This window comes from Neobacillus oceani (genome assembly GCF_046237595.1).
GTDB classification, from domain to species: domain Bacteria; phylum Bacillota; class Bacilli; order Bacillales; family Cytobacillaceae; genus Bacillus_D; species Bacillus_D oceani.
Genome location: NZ_CP143543.1, coordinates 1 through 15,282, shown reverse-complemented (window position 1 = coordinate 15,282; position 15,282 = coordinate 1). Strand labels below are relative to the sequence as shown.

General features: G+C 48.1%; 7 protein-coding genes, 2 tRNA genes, 3 rRNA genes and 1 riboswitch. All 12 genes read right to left on the bottom strand.

Translation table 11 applies throughout. The features are described from left to right. Positions 1-114 precede the first annotated feature (114 nt). A riboswitch (purine riboswitch) is annotated at positions 115-216 on the bottom strand. A 434-nt stretch (positions 217-650) separates the two neighbouring features. Continuing rightward, positions 651-766: ribosomal RNA gene (gene rrf, locus V1499_RS00060) — 5S ribosomal RNA — on the bottom strand. 73 nt (positions 767-839) lie between these two features. After that, positions 840-3,772, bottom strand: a 23S ribosomal RNA gene (locus V1499_RS00055). A gap of 123 nt (positions 3,773-3,895) precedes the next feature. Beyond that, positions 3,896-3,971, bottom strand: a tRNA-Ala gene (locus tag V1499_RS00050). Between the two features lie 17 nt (positions 3,972-3,988). Next, a tRNA-Ile gene (locus tag V1499_RS00045) sits at positions 3,989-4,065 on the bottom strand. 105 nt (positions 4,066-4,170) lie between these two features. Beyond that, positions 4,171-5,722, bottom strand: a 16S ribosomal RNA gene (locus V1499_RS00040). Together the 16S, 23S and 5S rRNA genes with 2 tRNA genes alongside form the textbook arrangement of a ribosomal RNA operon. A gap of 339 nt (positions 5,723-6,061) precedes the next feature. Further along, positions 6,062-8,632: a DNA gyrase subunit A gene (gene gyrA, locus V1499_RS00035; RefSeq protein ID WP_409272886.1), complete on the bottom strand. Its 2,571-nt coding sequence runs from the start codon at positions 8,630-8,632 to the stop codon at positions 6,062-6,064. A gap of 136 nt (positions 8,633-8,768) precedes the next feature. Further along, positions 8,769-10,679, bottom strand: coding sequence for a DNA topoisomerase (ATP-hydrolyzing) subunit B (gene gyrB / locus V1499_RS00030; RefSeq protein ID WP_409276370.1), 1,911 nt, complete (start codon positions 10,677-10,679; stop codon positions 8,769-8,771). A gap of 73 nt (positions 10,680-10,752) precedes the next feature. Beyond that, on the bottom strand, positions 10,753-10,983 hold the full coding sequence (remB, locus tag V1499_RS00025) for an extracellular matrix regulator RemB (protein ID WP_409272884.1): 231 nt from the start codon (positions 10,981-10,983) through the stop codon (positions 10,753-10,755). 9 nt (positions 10,984-10,992) lie between these two features. Next, entirely contained in the window at positions 10,993-12,111 is a 1,119-nt protein-coding gene (gene recF, locus V1499_RS00020) for a DNA replication/repair protein RecF (protein ID WP_409272882.1), read from the bottom strand. 11 nt (positions 12,112-12,122) lie between these two features. Next, on the bottom strand, positions 12,123-12,341 hold the full coding sequence (gene yaaA / locus V1499_RS00015) for a S4 domain-containing protein YaaA (RefSeq protein ID WP_316572311.1): 219 nt from the start codon (positions 12,339-12,341) through the stop codon (positions 12,123-12,125). Between the two features lie 272 nt (positions 12,342-12,613). Continuing rightward, positions 12,614-13,750, bottom strand: a complete 1,137-nt coding sequence (dnaN, locus tag V1499_RS00010; protein ID WP_409272880.1) for a DNA polymerase III subunit beta — start codon at positions 13,748-13,750, stop codon at positions 12,614-12,616. Positions 13,751-13,935: 185 nt separating this feature from the next. Next, positions 13,936-15,282 (bottom strand): chromosomal replication initiator protein DnaA, encoded by a 1,347-nt coding sequence (dnaA, locus tag V1499_RS00005; protein WP_409272878.1) that lies wholly within the window; start codon positions 15,280-15,282, stop codon positions 13,936-13,938.

Genomic DNA, 15,282 nt, shown 5'->3' with positions numbered 1-15,282 from the left:
CCCCGGCCAGAAAGCTTCTCCTTTTACAAGAGAAAGCAGTCTGACCAGGGCTATAGAAAGTCCTGATACAGTTGCAAAATAGAAGTATGGATAAATAAAGACACCATACCCCTCAACCGCGCTACTTTCCCTCATAGTCCAGCGATTTACGGTCACCGGGTAGAAACTTATGGGCCCTATTCCCATGATTATACGAGGGCATTGCTATTTCATTTGTCGCTACCATCATAACAGCTATGGAAATGCGAGTCAACAATAAACGAACATTAAAATAGGATTGTTGCGCATCGTTCGCTTTATTGGGTACTTTTACTAATAGCTGAATGCTGAAATCAGATTCTTCACAAAATAAAGTGGTTTTATACGGATGGATTGATCCGAGCCATCCACCGATTATGCGACACCTTTTCGGTTTTGAGATCCAGGCTGTCCTTTAAACGGGATTTATCTGACAACCCAACCAAATTTTGGTGCTTGCTTGTCACTTATATGGGGTTTATCTGACAACCGAAGGGGATTTCGACTCCAGACTATCTCTTCCTTTTGCTGTCTCTTAAACATGGACAGAAAGGTTTTCAATGGCTGGCAGTTCATTCACATGTCTTAAAGACACCAAAAAAGGCAACCCATCTAAGGTTGCCTTCGATTTTGCCCGGCAGCGTCCTACTCTCACAGGGGCAAGGCCCCAACTACCATCGGCGCTGAGAAGCTTAACTTCCGTGTTCGGTATGGGAACGGGTGTGGCCTTCTCGCCATAACTGCCAGACTATTTGGTTTGAGGTTCATTCCCTCAAAACTGGATAATTTTCAGAAGAAGTTCGGAAGAACGAGCAATCTATTTGGTTAAGTCCTCGATCGATTAGTATCAGTCAGCTCCACACGTCGCCGTGCTTCCACCTCTGACCTATCAACCTGATCATCTTTCAGGGATCTTACTTCTTTCGAATGGGAAATCTCATCTTGAGGGGGGCTTCATGCTTAGATGCTTTCAGCACTTATCCCGTCCGCACATAGCTACCCAGCGATGCCTTTGGCAAGACAACTGGTACACCAGCGGTGCGTCCATCCCGGTCCTCTCGTACTAAGGACAGCTCCTCTCAAATTTCCTGCGCCCACGACGGATAGGGACCGAACTGTCTCACGACGTTCTGAACCCAGCTCGCGTACCGCTTTAATGGGCGAACAGCCCAACCCTTGGGACCGACTACAGCCCCAGGATGCGATGAGCCGACATCGAGGTGCCAAACCTCCCCGTCGATGTGGACTCTTGGGGGAGATAAGCCTGTTATCCCCGGGGTAGCTTTTATCCGTTGAGCGATGGCCCTTCCATGCGGAACCACCGGATCACTAAGCCCGACTTTCGTCCCTGCTCGACTTGTAGGTCTCGCAGTCAAGCTCCCTTGTGCCTTTACACTCTGCGAATGATTTCCAACCATTCTGAGGGAACCTTTGGGCGCCTCCGTTACATTTTGGGAGGCGACCGCCCCAGTCAAACTGCCCGCCTGACACTGTCTCCCACCCAGATCATGGGTGCGGGTTAGAATTTCAATACAGCCAGGGTAGTATCCCACCGACGCCTCCACCGAAGCTGGCGCTCCGGCTTCACAGGCTCCTACCTATCCTGTACAAGCTGTACCAAAATTCAATATCAGGCTGCAGTAAAGCTCCACGGGGTCTTTCCGTCCTGTCGCGGGTAACCTGCATCTTCACAGGTACTATAATTTCACCGAGTCTCTCGTTGAGACAGTGCCCAGATCGTTACGCCTTTCGTGCGGGTCGGAACTTACCCGACAAGGAATTTCGCTACCTTAGGACCGTTATAGTTACGGCCGCCGTTTACTGGGGCTTCGATTCAGAGCTTCGCTTGCGCTAACCCCTCCTCTTAACCTTCCAGCACCGGGCAGGCGTCAGCCCCTATACTTCGCCTTGCGGCTTCGCAGAGACCTGTGTTTTTGCTAAACAGTCGCCTGGGCCTATTCACTGCGGCTCTTCAGGGCTATGAACCCTAAAGAGCACCCCTTCTCCCGAAGTTACGGGGTCATTTTGCCGAGTTCCTTAACGAGAGTTCTCTCGCTCACCTTAGGATTCTCTCCTCGCCTACCTGTGTCGGTTTGCGGTACGGGCACCTTTCATCTCGCTAGAGGCTTTTCTTGGCAGTGTGGAATCAGGAACTTCGGTACTAAATTTCCCTCGCTGTCACAGCTCAGCCGTCACGGAAAGCGGATTTGCCTGCTTTCCAGCCTAACTGCTTAGACGCACATATCCGACAGTGCGCTTACCCTATCCTCCTGCGTCCCCCCATTGCTCAAACGATGAAGAGGTGGTACAGGAATATCAACCTGTTGTCCATCGCCTACGCCTTTCGGCCTCGGCTTAGGTCCCGACTAACCCTGAGCGGACGAGCCTTCCTCAGGAAACCTTAGGCATTCGGTGGATGGGATTCTCACCCATCTTTCGCTACTCATACCGGCATTCTCACTTCCAAGCGCTCCACAGGTCCTTCCGGTCCTGCTTCAACGCCCTTGGAACGCTCTCCTACCACTGACATCGAAGATGTCAATCCACAGCTTCGGTGATACGTTTAGCCCCGGTACATTTTCGGCGCAGAGTCACTCGACCAGTGAGCTATTACGCACTCTTTAAATGGTGGCTGCTTCTAAGCCAACATCCTGGTTGTCTAAGCAACTCCACATCCTTTTCCACTTAACGTATACTTTGGGACCTTAGCTGGTGGTCTGGGCTGTTTCCCTCTTGACTACGGATCTTATCACTCGCAGTCTGACTCCCACGGATAAGTCTTTGGCATTCGGAGTTTGTCTGAATTCGGTAACCCGATGGGGGCCCCTAGTCCAAACAGTGCTCTACCTCCAAGACTCTTACAACGTGAGGCTAGCCCTAAAGCTATTTCGGAGAGAACCAGCTATCTCCAGGTTCGATTGGAATTTCACCGCTACCCACACCTCATCCCCGCACTTTTCAACGTACGTGGGTTCGGTCCTCCATCCAGTGTTACCTGGACTTCAACCTGGACATGGGTAGATCACCTGGTTTCGGGTCTACGGCCACATACTCATTCGCCCTATTCAGACTCGCTTTCGCTGCGGCTCCGCCTCTTCGGCTTAACCTTGCATGGGACCGTAACTCGCCGGTTCATTCTACAAAAGGCACGCCATCACCCATGAACGGGCTCTGACTACTTGTAGGCACACGGTTTCAGGATCTCTTTCACTCCCCTTCCGGGGTGCTTTTCACCTTTCCCTCACGGTACTGGTTCACTATCGGTCACTAGGGAGTATTTAGCCTTGGGAGATGGTCCTCCCGGATTCCGACCGGATTTCACGTGTCCGGCCGTACTCAGGATCCACTCAGGAGGGAACGAAGTTTCAGCTACAGGGCTTTTACCTTCTCCGGCAGGCCTTTCCAGGCCTCTTCGCCTACCCCGTTCCTTTGTAACTCCATGTAGAGTGTCCTACAACCCCGGAAGGCAAGCCTTCCGGTTTGGGCTATGTCCCGTTTCGCTCGCCGCTACTTGGGGAATCGCGTTTGCTTTCTCTTCCTCCGGGTACTTAGATGTTTCAGTTCCCCGGGTCTGCCTTCAATACCCTATGGATTCAGGTAAAGATGCCACCCCATTACGGATGGCGGGTTTCCCCATTCGGAAATCTCCGGATCAAAGCTCACTTACAGCTCCCCGGAGCATATCGGTGTTAGTCCCGTCCTTCATCGGCTCCTAGTGCCAAGGCATCCACCGTGCGCCCTTTCTAACTTAACCTAAAAGGTCATTCCACTCTGTTTACCAGAGAGAAAACTAAAATGGCGATCACTCGGTTCTTCTTGGTTACTTCTTCTTAACATTATCCAGTTTTCAAGGAACGAAGTTCGTCATAAAGACGATTGGTGGAGCCTAGCGGGATCGAACCGCTGACCTCCTGCGTGCAAAGCAGGCGCTCTCCCAGCTGAGCTAAGGCCCCATATTATAGAACATGAATGGTGGGCCTAAATGGACTCGAACCATCGACCTCACGCTTATCAGGCGTGCGCTCTAACCAGCTGAGCTATAGGCCCACATCATTATTCAAGAAGGATTGCTCCCTCAAAACTAAACAAACAAGCAGTCAACTTACGGACCAAGAGGTCCGCATTCCGATTGCCCGAAGGCAATATCCTTAGAAAGGAGGTGATCCAGCCGCACCTTCCGATACGGCTACCTTGTTACGACTTCACCCCAGTCATCTGTCCCACCTTAGGCGGCTGGCTCCTTGCGGTTACCCCACCGACTTCGGGTGTTACAAACTCCCGTGGTGTGACGGGCGGTGTGTACAAGGCCCGGGAACGTATTCACCGCGGCATGCTGATCCGCGATTACTAGCGATTCCGGCTTCATGCAGGCGAGTTGCAGCCTGCAATCCGAACTGAGAATGGTTTTATGGGATTGGCTCCACCTCGCGGCTTCGCTGCCCTTTGTACCATCCATTGTAGCACGTGTGTAGCCCAGGTCATAAGGGGCATGATGATTTGACGTCATCCCCACCTTCCTCCGGTTTGTCACCGGCAGTCACCTTAGAGTGCCCAACTGAATGCTGGCAACTAAGATCAAGGGTTGCGCTCGTTGCGGGACTTAACCCAACATCTCACGACACGAGCTGACGACAACCATGCACCACCTGTCACTCTGTCCCCCGAAGGGGAACGTCCTGTCTCCAGGAGTGTCAGAGGATGTCAAGACCTGGTAAGGTTCTTCGCGTTGCTTCGAATTAAACCACATGCTCCACCGCTTGTGCGGGCCCCCGTCAATTCCTTTGAGTTTCAGCCTTGCGGCCGTACTCCCCAGGCGGAGTGCTTAATGCGTTTGCTGCAGCACTAAAGGGCGGAAACCCTCTAACACTTAGCACTCATCGTTTACGGCGTGGACTACCAGGGTATCTAATCCTGTTCGCTCCCCACGCTTTCGCGCCTCAGCGTCAGTTACAGACCAGAGAGCCGCCTTCGCCACTGGTGTTCCTCCACATCTCTACGCATTTCACCGCTACACGTGGAATTCCGCTCTCCTCTTCTGCACTCAAGCCCCCCAGTTTCCAATGACCCTCCACGGTTGAGCCGTGGGCTTTCACATCAGACTTAAGAGGCCGCCTGCGCGCGCTTTACGCCCAATAATTCCGGACAACGCTTGCCACCTACGTATTACCGCGGCTGCTGGCACGTAGTTAGCCGTGGCTTTCTGGTCAGGTACCGTCAAGGTACCGGCAGTTACTCCGGTACTTGTTCTTCCCTGACAACAGAGCTTTACGACCCGAAGGCCTTCTTCGCTCACGCGGCGTTGCTCCGTCAGACTTTCGTCCATTGCGGAAGATTCCCTACTGCTGCCTCCCGTAGGAGTCTGGGCCGTGTCTCAGTCCCAGTGTGGCCGATCACCCTCTCAGGTCGGCTACGCATCGTCGCCTTGGTGGGCCATTACCCCACCAACTAGCTAATGCGCCGCGGGCCCATCTGTAAGTGACAGCCGAAACCGTCTTTCAGCTTTCCAACATGTGTTAGAAAGGATTATCCGGTATTAGCTCCGGTTTCCCGAAGTTATCCCAGTCTTACAGGCAGGTTGCCCACGTGTTACTCACCCGTCCGCCGCTAAAGTTCCAAAAGCAAGCTTTTGAAACTTCCGCTCGACTTGCATGTATTAGGCACGCCGCCAGCGTTCGTCCTGAGCCAGGATCAAACTCTCCAAAAAAGAGTATGAGTTTAGCTCATAAAGTTACGTTGGCTAGTGATCCGAAGATCACTATATTATTGTTTGTTGACGCTTGTTTGTTTAGTTTTCAAAGAGCAATTGTCGCCCAACAGCGACTTTAATAATATATCATATCAGCTGGTTAACGTCAATACTTTTTATTAAATATTTAACTTCTCAGTGTTAATAACTCAAGCCGACCTTTGTGATTATATCAGCAACCCGGCAAACAGGCAATACCTTTTAAAACAGAAAGTTATTTCTGATAATTCCTTTAAAAAGTTATTGAAAAACGGGAAGCCATAATCCGGCTTCCCGCTTTAATTTAGCATTTGACGCTTATTCTTCGCCGCTCTCTTCTTCTGGATCTTGGTCCAGGCTTCCTGCAGGCTCATCCAATTCGACAACCTCAGTTACGACAATATCTTCATCTGTATGCGTAGCTTCAACTGCTGCACCGGATTCGTCTTCGGGCTTTTCTTCTTCCCTTTCTACTTTCGCAACCGTTGCCACACTTTCATTATCTTTAATGTTGATCAGCTTGACACCGATTGTGTTCCTTCCTACCTTCGATATGCTGTCAACCGGGATACGGATAAGCACCCCGCTAGTTGTAATGAGCATAAGGTCTTCCTCACCCGTAACAGTTTTCATTGAAACGAGTTCACCGTTCCGTTCAGTTACGTTTGCTGTCTTAATACCTTTTCCTCCACGGCCCTGGATACGGTATTCGGCTGCGGCAGTCCGCTTTCCATATCCTTTGCTTGTTACGACAAGCACATCCGTGCCTTCTTCAAGGACTTCCATCCCGATGACTTCATCATCAGGATCAAGCGTAATTCCTTTTACGCCTGTTGCGGTCCTTCCCATTGTCCTTACGTCGGTTTCAGGGAAACGGATCTGCATCCCTTTTTTGGTCGCGATTGCGATTTCCTTGCTTCCGTCAGTAAGCCGGACTGAAATCAATTCATCTCCCTCTCGGAGGTTCAGGGCTATGAGGCCGTTGTTGCGAATATGCGCAAATGAAGTAAGCGGTGAACGTTTCGAAATCCCTTCCTTTGTTGTAAAGAAGAGGAACCAGTCATCCACAAATTCATCAATCGGAATGATTGCGTTAACCCATTCGCCTTTCTCAATGCCGAGAAGGTTAATAATCGGGAGTCCTTTTGCCGTACGGCTGAATTCCGGAATCTCATAGCCTTTGGCACGGTATACTTTCCCCTTATTTGTAAAGAAGAGGATCGTATCATGAGTGGACGTTGTAATCAGCTGTTCAACAAAGTCATCCTCATTTGTCCCCATCCCCTGAATTCCCCGTCCACCGCGTTTTTGGGCACGATAGGTGGAAACAGGCAGGCGTTTGATGTAGCCATTGTGGGTAAGAGTAAGAACAACGGTCTCACGCGGAATCAGGTCTTCATCCTCGATGTTCTCAATTCCGCCCGCCACGATTTCAGTACGCCTTGTATCGTTAAAGCGCTCCTTAATTTCGAGCAGTTCTTCACGGATGATTTCGAGAATTTTTTCTTCATCAGCTAGGATTGCCTTCAATTCGGCTATCAATGCCATCAGATTCTGGAATTCATCCTCAATCTTTTCCCTTTCCAGACCGGTTAAGCGCTGCAATCTCATATCAAGAATCGCCTGGGCCTGCTTTTCGGAAAGATTGAAGGTTGACATTAACCCATCCTTTGCGATATCGGTTGTCCTGGAATTACGGATAAGTGTAATGACCGCATCCAGATTATCTAGGGCAATGCGCAGCCCCTCGAGGATATGCGCCCTCGCTTCTGCTTTACCAAGTTCAAATTCAGTACGGCGCCTGATGACCACTTGTTGGTGGGCGAGATAGTATTTTAAACACTGCTTCAGGTTTAACACTTTTGGCTGCCCTTCTACTAGGGCAAGCAGGTTGATTCCGAAACTGGTCTGCATCGCAGTTTGCTTGTACAAATTATTTAGGACGACATTGGCATTCGCATCTTTTCTGACCTCGATGTAAATACGCATTCCATTTCGGTCGGATTCATCACGCAGATCGGTAATGCCGTCAATCCTTTTGTCACGCACGAGCTCAGCGATTTTTTCAATTAGTCTAGCTTTGTTCACCTGATACGGCAATTCTTTTACAAGAATAACTTCTTTGCCGTTCTTCAGCTGTTCAATCTCGACTTTTGCACGCAGAGTGATTGAACCCCGGCCGCTTTCGTATGCTTTGCGGATGCCGCTGCGCCCGATGATAATTCCCCCAGTCGGGAAATCAGGGCCTGGAATCGTCTCCATCAATTCGTGGACCGTAATATCTGGATCCTGGCTAAGGGCCAATACGCCATCGATTATTTCACCAAGCTGATGTGGAGGGATATTTGTCGCCATTCCAACCGCAATCCCTGTCGTCCCATTTACGAGCAGGTTAGGGAAACGGGCGGGAAGGACAACAGGCTCCTTTTCCTCTCCATCATAGTTATCCTGATAGTCAATGGTATCTTTATTGATATCCCTTAGGAGTTCCATCGATATTTTCGACATTCTCGATTCCGTATAACGCATTGCCGCGGCCGCATCGCCGTCCACTGAACCGAAGTTTCCATGTCCATCGACGAGCATATAGCGGTAGTTAAAATCCTGGGCCATCCGGACCATTGTTTCATAGACAGCGGAATCGCCATGTGGATGGTATTTACCAATAACATCCCCGACAATACGCGCGGATTTCTTATAAGGTTTGTCCGAATGCATTCCGAGGTCGTGCATTGCATAGAGGATACGGCGGTGTACCGGCTTCAGTCCATCCCGGACATCAGGAAGGGCACGTGAAACGATAACACTCATTGCATAGTCCAGGAAGGATGATTTCATTTCCTGGCTAATATTTATTTCCCTTACTCGGGGGTTTTCAAAATCAGCCATCAAATTACCTCCATTAGGGACTGGCCGCTACTCGCACGCCGGCCAATAAACCCTAAATTAATTACAAAAGCAGGATAGATGACTATCTATCCTGGCTTTTAAGTTGAATCATCATGTGATGCGGCGTTCATCATTTTTAAATATCCAGGTTTTTTACATAAATTGCGTTTTCCTCGATAAAGTTCCGTCGGGGCTCCACTTTGTCGCCCATAAGGATTTCAAATGTCTCATCGGCTTCAATTGCGTCGGTCAGGCTTACCTGGAGAAGAGTCCTCGTTTCAGGATTCATCGTTGTCTCCCACAACTGATCCGGATTCATTTCCCCAAGTCCCTTATACCGTTGGATATTAGGCCTTGGCGTTGCCGGGAGCCCAGCCATGATCTCATCCATTTGCTTGTCGTTATACGCGTATTCGATGCGTTTGCCTTGCTGGATTTTATACAGCGGCGGCTGTGCGATATAAATATAGCCCGACTCAATGATCTGCCGCATATAACGGTAAAAGAACGTCAATAATAAAGTGCGGATATGGGCTCCGTCGACGTCGGCATCTGTCATGATGACAATTTTATGGTATCTCGCCTTGCTGATGTCGAAATCTTCACCAATCCCTGTGCCAACAGCTGTAATGATTGCCCTTACTTCGTTATTGGACAGGATTTTATCAAGCCTTGACTTTTCAACATTCAAAATCTTCCCTCGAAGCGGGAGAATTGCCTGAAAATGGCGATCGCGCCCCTGTTTGGCGGATCCTCCAGCGGAGTCACCCTCAACAATATAGATTTCACTTTCGGAAGGATCTTTCGATGAACAGTCGGCAAGCTTGCCTGGAAGGCTTGAAACTTCAAGCGCACTCTTCCGGCGGGTCAACTCGCGTGCTTTTTTCGCAGCGAGCCTTGCACGTGCGGCCATAAGCCCTTTTTCAACGATTTTCCTAGCGACAACAGGGTTTTCCAGCATGAATTTTTCAAACTGGTCCGCAAAAACGGCATCGGTTACCGCGCGTACTTCCGAGTTGCCAAGTTTAGTTTTAGTTTGGCCTTCGAATTGCGGATCAGGATGCTTGATAGAGACAATGGCAGTCAGTCCTTCACGAACGTCTTCCCCAGACAGATTCGTATCAGCTTCCTTAAAAATTCCGCTCCTGCGGGCATAATCATTGATAACCCTGGTCAACGCGGTTTTGAACCCAAATTCGTGGGTACCGCCTTCATACGTATGGATATTATTGGCGAAAGAATAAAGGTTTCCTGTATAGCCATCGTTGTATTGCATGGCAACCTCTACCGTAATGCCATCACGACCGCCCTCCATATAGATTGGCTCGTCATGGATTACCTCTTTCGAACGGTTCAAATGCTCAACATACGATTTAATTCCGCCTTCATAATGATAATCATTCGACTTGTTTTCAACACGCTTGTCTTCAATGGCAATATTGAGTCCGCGGTTTAAGAAAGCAAGCTCCCGGAGCCTGTTCGCTAGTACATCGTACTCATATTCAAGCGTTTCCGTAAAGATTTCCGGATCCGGCTTAAAGTGGATGGTCGTACCGGTCCTGTCGGTTTCGCCAATCACCTTCAAATCAGCGACGGGAACACCGCGTTCATATTTCTGATAATGGATCTTGCCATCCCGGTGAACAAAAACCTCAAGGAATGTGGACAGCGCGTTTACAACGGAAGCGCCAACACCGTGGAGCCCTCCGGACACTTTATAGCCTCCGCCGCCAAATTTCCCTCCGGCATGCAACACCGTAAGGATGACCTCAACCGCGGGCCTGCCCATCTTTTCCTGGATTCCGACAGGTATGCCCCGCCCGTTATCTTTGACCGTAATGCTATTATCTTCTTCAATAATGACCTTAATTTTATCGCAATAGCCGGCCAGAGCTTCATCTATACTATTATCGACAATTTCCCAGACAAGGTGGTGCAAACCTTTGCTGCTTGTCGAGCCGATGTACATTCCCGGCCGCTTCCTTACAGCCTCCAGGCCTTCAAGCACCTGAATTTGACTGGCATCATACGATTGTTCCTTCATCATTTCTTGATCCATTGCCAAACCGCTCACCTGCTCTTTCATTGCATTTGCCTTGCTGATTTATGTTAAGTTCATATCAAAAATCCGGAATGCCCATCCGGGCTGAACGTTTTTTTAATGTAGTTGAGGCCAAAGGGGATAAATAAATGTCTTTCTCCGTAACGACGACCGATTTGAAGGGGCCTTTGGACAAATTGATTGCTTTGCCCGATTCAGCCAATCCGGAATCCGTGGTACTGCCTTTATCGATAATGGCAATAATTTCTTTCACCCTTACCATATGGTCTTCGCCGATGTGAATATACATAGGACCGCCTCAATTCCTGCGTATGATCTCACCTGAATCGACAATGAAGGTAGAAGCTTCCTTGATTGTCTGGTGGTCGATTCCTTCCACACTTGTTGTCGTTACGAATGTTTGTACTCTCCCAAGGATTGTATTAAGAAGGTGGGATTGCCGGTGATCATCAAGCTCCGAAAGGACATCGTCCAAAAGGAGGATTGGATATTCACCGATTTCGGATTGGATTAGCTCAATCTCCGCGAGCTTTACGGATAAGGCCGTTGTCCGCTGCTGCCCCTGTGACCCGAAAGTCTGGACATCGCGACCGTTCACATGGAACAGGACATCATCCCGGTGGGGTCCGAAAAGGGTTGTTCCTCGTTCGATTTCCCTGGCTTTCACCTTTGTGAACTTTTCTTCAAATACCTCTATCATTTTCGACAAATCCTGTCCTTCTAATACATTGACAGAGGGGGAGTAGTGTATTTCCAATGTTTCAATGCCTCTTGAGATGCCTTTGTGGAGGGGCTGTGCCCATTTCTCAAGGATCCTGAGGAATTCAAACCGTTTCGCGGTAATCCTGACCGCAGCTTGGATAAATTGTTCAGTGAGGATATCCAGCATCGTCTCGTTACTGGTTTTCTTGATTTGCAGCATTTTCAAGTAGTGGTTTCTTTGCTGCAGGATTTTCAAATACTGGCTGACCCCGTGTAAATAGACAGGCGAAACCTGTCCGATCTCCATATCTATGAAACGCCGGCGGATCTGTGGACTGCCTTTGACAAGGTTCAGATCTTCAGGCGCAAACATGACAACATTCAAGTTTCCGACATACTGGCTCAGCCTTTGTTGCTCGATATGGTTGTACCAGGCTTTCTTGCCTTTTTTTGAAATAACGAGCTGCATCGGGAGAGAACCGTGTTTTCGATTAATCCGTCCTTCTATTTTAGCATAATCCTTATCCCAACGAATAAGATCTTTATCATTCGAGGTCCGGTGGGATTTTGCCATTGCCAGGACATAGATCGATTCCATTAGATTTGTTTTTCCTTGGGCGTTTTCACCAAGGATTACATTCACCTTATTTTCAAAGCCGATTTCAAGGCTGTCGTAATTCCGATAATTTTTTAATGCCAGCTTTTCAATATACATGTCAACATCCCTTAAGCCTGTTCAAGGGTAAATTCACCAAAGCCCGGAATGGATATTCTATCTCCAGCCCTGAGTTTTCTTCCTCGTCTTTGGTCCTGTTCCCCATTGATAAACACCTCATGTTCGCCAAGGAACCATTTGGCCATCCCGCCAGTCTGAATGATGTCGGCGAGCTTTAAAAACTGGCCCAGCGTGATGTATTCCGTATCGATTGTTATTTCAACTGGCATTTCGCTCACTCTTTTCCAAAAGAAATTGGCTTTTACTTAAAACTCGATCAGCCTAACCCAAATGGTGGCTTAGCGTTTCCAATTAGAAGTATCTAATACTTTATTTTACTAAAAAAACTCCGAAGATACAAAGAATACTGAGATTTAGCTTGTTTATTCTGTTTCTATGCTGTTTCTGGCCAACTCCCATAATTTAGGAGCCGCTGTTTATCCTGTTATCAAGAAAGGAAGCTGCCATTTAACCGGCAGCTCCTTTTTAAACGAAATTGAAATTAATAAGTCCTTACCGGAAGGATCAGCTGCAGTGTCGATTCGTCGTGAAGTGGACGGATGACGAACGGCCTCATCGCTCCTGTAAAACTTACTTTAATATCTGTACCTTCAAGGGCTTTTAGCGCATCCATCATATATTTTGCGCTAAAGGAAATTTTTAATTCCTCTCCTTCGACAGATTGGCTTTGGATTTCTTCAACAACCTTTCCGATTTCAGGGGTGTTGGAAGAAACTTCGACGATGCCATCTCCAAGGGTCGAAAATTTGACAACGTTGTTTCGTCCTTCTTTTGCAAGGAGCGAAGCCCTGTCAATCGCATGTAGGAAATCCTTCGTATGGACGACGACATCCGTTTTACTGTCTTGTGGAATAAGCCTGGATGTATCGGGATAGTTCCCTTCTAGGAGCCTTGAGAAAAAGAGCAGGTTTTTCGCTTTGAATAGCACCTGGTTATCGGTAATGACGATATCAATCGGCTCATTTGTGTCGGCAATGATTTTGCTCAGTTCATTCAAGCTTTTACCCGGAATGACGACATTATAGGAATCATTGTTTTCTGTTTCAACATGCGCTTTCCTCAATGCGAGGCGATGCGAATCTGTTGCAATACAGGTTAATTGATTGTTTTCGGCCTTCCAGTTTACACCTGTCAAGATAGGCCTAGTTTCCGATACGGATACTGCGAAAACGGTTTGCCTGATTAATGCTTTTAGCAAGTCGGCGGGGATACGGAATTTGTTCTTTTCTTCAATCTGCGGAAGATGCGGATATTCCTCCGCATCCAGGCCAATCAAGTTAAATTCAGATTTCCCTGAGCGGATGACGGTCTGCTGATGGTTTTGCACGTCGATTTCAACTGTATCGGTAGGAAGTTTTTTAACGATTTCGCTGAAAAATTTCGCCTGGAGGACAATTGCTCCCTGCTGCTTGATTTCAACGATTTCATCCCCATTTTCTTCTTTCGGGATAAACGATTGGATCGAAATATCGGAATCGCTCCCTGTTAATGTTACTCCGTCTGTTCCCGCAACAATTTTTATCCCGGTCAGGATTGGAATGGTCGTTCTTGACGTAACGGCCTTCATCACATCATTTACGCTTTGGACAAGATAGTCGCGTTGGATACTGAATTTCATTTTTCTTCCCCCGATTCATGCAGAATTTTTTTTGCTTAAAATATAATAATAAGTTCTTTAAAAAGATCGTAGAAGTACTAGTAGGGCCTGTGAGTTTGTGGATAACTGGCTCGTTCAAAGGAAAGACAGTCTATCCACATGTGGACAGACTGTGTGTAACCTCAACGGAGTTATTCACAAAAAGGCTAAACTTTCAACAGCTCGTTCAACTCTTTAACCTGCTTTTGGAGTTGGGCATCGGTAGCTAGCAGCTTTGAAATCTTTTCATGGGCATGGATGACCGTCGTATGGTCCCGGCCTCCGAACTCTTCGCCGATTTTCGGAAGCGAGAAGTCGGTAAGTTCACGTGATAGGTACATGGCAACCTGACGGGGAAATGCAACGGATTTGGTCCGTTTTTTTGCTTTGAAATCCTCAAGCTTCACGTTAAACTGCTGCCCGACTGCCTTTTGGATATCAAGGATCGTGACGATTTTCGGCTTTGAACTAGGGATAATGTCCTTTAGCGCCTCGGCTGCGAGGTCAGCGTTAATATCCTTGTTTATTAATGAGGAATAGGCAACTACCCTGATAAGCGCTCCTTCAAGTTCCCTAATGTTCGAGTCGATCTGGTTTGCTATATACAGCATGACTTCATTCGGAATATCTAGGCCTTCCGCTTTTGCTTTCTTGCGAAGGATTGCAATCCTCGTCTCCAGGTCGGGAGGGGTAATGTCGGTAATAAGGCCCCATTCAAACCGGGAACGAAGCCTGTCTTCAAGGGTCGGAATTTCCTTTGGCGGCCGGTCACTCGAAATGATGATTTGCTTGCTTTCTTCGTGCAATGTGTTGAATGTATGGAAGAATTCCTCCTGGGTTGACTCTTTTCCGGCAAGGAATTGAATATCATCAATGAGCAATACATCAACTTTCCGGTACTTATTCCGAAATTCAATCGCCTTGTTGTCACGGATTGAATTGATGAATTCATTCGTGAATTTTTCGGAAGACAAATAAACTACTTTTGCGGACGGATTATGTTCAAGGACGTAATGCCCGATTGCATGCATCAAGTGTGTTTTGCCAAGCCCGACCCCTCCATAGATGAACAGGGGGTTATACGCTTTCGCGGGAGCTTCAGCGACCGCAAGCGAAGCTGCGTGGGCGAACCGGTTTCCTGATCCAATGACAAACGTGTCAAACGTATACTTCGGATTCAGCATCGTTTGTGGAATATCATAGTTTTCTTCCTCTTTTCTATGCTTCTTTTTCGGGAGAGCAAGTTCAGGCTCCTCGTCGTCCTTTACCTGCGGGATGATAAATTTTGCTTCAAGCTCTTCCCCTGTAATTTCATAAAGGATTTCCGAAATTAATGGGGCATATCGTTCTTCAAGCCAGTCGCGCGCGAATTCGTTCGGAGCCGTTACAACAAGTGTATTGCCTTGGAGCGAATGCGCCTTTGTCGATTTCAGCCATGTATCGAAGCTAGGCTTGCTTATTTTTGTTTCGATCGTGGCTAACGCCGCATTCCATAAGTCCGCGATATTTTCCAA